This is a genomic window from Thermococcus sp. (assembly GCF_027012695.1).
In the GTDB taxonomy this organism is placed as follows: Archaea; Methanobacteriota_B; Thermococci; order Thermococcales; family Thermococcaceae; genus Thermococcus.
Genome location: NZ_JALUYR010000068.1, coordinates 1 through 2,322 on the forward strand (window position 1 = coordinate 1; position 2,322 = coordinate 2,322).

3 protein-coding genes are annotated in these 2,322 nt (G+C 56.4%); all 3 read left to right on the forward strand.

The window, feature by feature from the left end:
- Positions 1 to 719, forward strand: a 719-nt coding sequence (locus MV985_RS05860; RefSeq protein WP_297464275.1) for a polyprenyl synthetase family protein, incomplete at its 5' end; no start/stop codon positions are given.
- The gene (locus MV985_RS05865; RefSeq protein WP_297464277.1) at positions 719 to 1,330 is read left to right on the forward strand and encodes a DUF3267 domain-containing protein; all 612 of its coding nucleotides are present in this window, start codon (positions 719 to 721) and stop codon (positions 1,328 to 1,330) included. The genes MV985_RS05860 and MV985_RS05865, both read left to right, overlap by 1 nt.
- Positions 1,331 to 1,375: 45 nt before the next feature.
- The coding region (locus tag MV985_RS05870) for an MFS transporter (RefSeq protein WP_297464279.1) at positions 1,376 to 2,322 on the forward strand (947 nt) is incomplete at its 3' end.

The window sequence follows — 2,322 nt, forward strand, 5'->3', positions numbered from 1 at the left end:
GGGGAGTGAACATGGCCATCCTCGCCGGTGATCTGCTGTTCTCAAAGGCCTTCGAGGCGATAGCGAGGGCCGAGGTAAGCCCCGAGAAGAAGGCCAGAATCCTCGACGTTCTCGTCAGGACCTCCAATCTGCTCTGCGAGGGACAGGCTCTTGACATAGAGTTCGAGACGAGGGAAGAGGTTACGGTTGACGAATATCTCAGGATGATAGCCGGCAAGACCGGGGCGCTCTTCCAGGGTTCGGCCGAGATTGGGGCCATCATCGGAACCGATGACGAGGAGTACATCCAAGCTTTGTCAAAGTGGGGCATGAACGTCGGGGTGGCCTTCCAGATATGGGACGACGTCCTCGACCTCATAGCGGACGAGGAGAAGCTGGGCAAACCCGTGGGGAGTGACATAAGGAAGGGCAAGAAGACGCTGATAGTTAGCCACTTCTTCCAGAACGCGAGCGATGAAGATAAGGCCGAGTTCATGAAGGTCTTCGGCAAGTACGCCGGCGATGCGAAGGGCGACGCGTTAATACACGATGAGAAGGTCAAGGAAGAGGTCGCCAGGGCCATCGACCTTCTTAAGAAATACGGCAGCATCGACTACGCGGCAGACTACGCCAAGAACCTCGTCAGAGAGGCGAACGAGGCGTTAAAGATACTCCCGGAGAGCGAGGCGAGGAAGGATTTGGAGCTTCTCGCCGAGTTCCTGGTGGAGAGGGAGTTCTGATGGGGGAGCTGAGGCTCTCCGATTATTCCTCTGATGTTCTAATCCTTTCCTTTCTGCTGCTCCTCCTTTCTCCCCTGGCAATGCCCTGGCTGGAGGTCTCGATAAGTTATCCTGGTGATGCTCTCTACCTCCTCTTCCTCCCCTGGGCGGTGATAATTCCCCTCCACGAGGGGCTTCACGCCCTCACTGCCAAGCTCCTCGGGGCCAGGGTTAGACTCGGCGTCACGACGATTAACAGGCTCACTCTGGTTCCCTACGTAGCCGTTGAGACTCCCCTACCGGCGAGAAAATACGTCATCGTATCCCTCTCCCCTCTGATCCTTTCGTTAGCGGCCCTAGCCCTCGCCTGGCTCCTCCACTCCAACTTCTGGGCGCTCGTTTACGTCTTCAACACGGCCGGCATGGCGGGGGATTTCATCACTGCCCTCTCACTCCTCATAATACCCCCAGATGCGGAGGTGTTCGATGACGGAACGACCCTCCGCGCCGATTCTAGGGTTCCCATCTCCTATCCTTCGTGGGTTTCCTCTGCCCTGAAGGCCGCGGTCATCCTGGTTTTTCTTGCCATCCTTCTCCTTGGCAGGATTGAGGTCGTCGTCGAGAAGGGTTAGGAAATTTTATAACTCCGTCACCTTATCCGTTCTCTGGTGAACAGAATGGCTCATTCGAAGTGGGGAGTCCTCTACATAATGAGCGCGGCGCTCTTCATAATGTTCATAGACACGACGATGATGAACGTCTCCATCAGCGCCCTCGTGGAAGACCTCGACACCACGGTGAGCGGTGTTCAGAGCGCGATAACGCTCTACGCACTCGTTATGGCGGCCTTCATGATAACCGGTGCAAAGCTGGCCGACATCTGGGGAACTAAAAAGGTTTTCTTCCGCGGATTGGTTATCTACACGGTTGGAACCCTCATGGCGGCCTTCGCCCCCAACCTTCTCATCCTGATAATCGGCTGGTCGATCCTTGAAGGCATCGGCGCCTCGATGATGATGCCGGCAACGGTCACCTACATCACAAAAGCCTACACTGGTAAGGACAGGGCCTTCGCCTTCGGCGTCTGGGGCGGCGTCGGAGGCGCCGCTGCCGCCTTCGGCCCGATCATCGGCGGCTTCTTCACGACCTACATAACTTGGCGTCTCGGCTTCTTCATGGAAGCCTTTATTGCCGCTGGGATATTCTACGGAATGAAGCTGCTCGCGGACTACAAGCCAGAGAGAAAAATCAAGCTTGACGTTGTCGGAGCCACGCTAGTAGGCGTTGGTCTGTTCCTGCTGACGCTCTCGGTTCTCATCATGGACCCGCTCACGAACCCGCCTGTCCTTCTGCTGATGGTCCTCGGCCTGCTAACCCTCTGGGCTTTCTGGAGATACGAGAAGAAGCGCAAGGCCGAGGGGAAGGACGTTTTGATAGACGTGGACATCTTCAAGTCCAAGGTCTTCACCGCGGCCAACCTCGTCAGCCTCTTCTTCCAGATGACCCTTGCGGGTATAATGTTCACGGTTCCGGTATTCGTCCAGCAGTACCTCCACTACAACGCCATCCAGACGGGCTTCGTCGTCGTCCCGCTCTCGATAATGATGTTCATCTTCTCGATGGG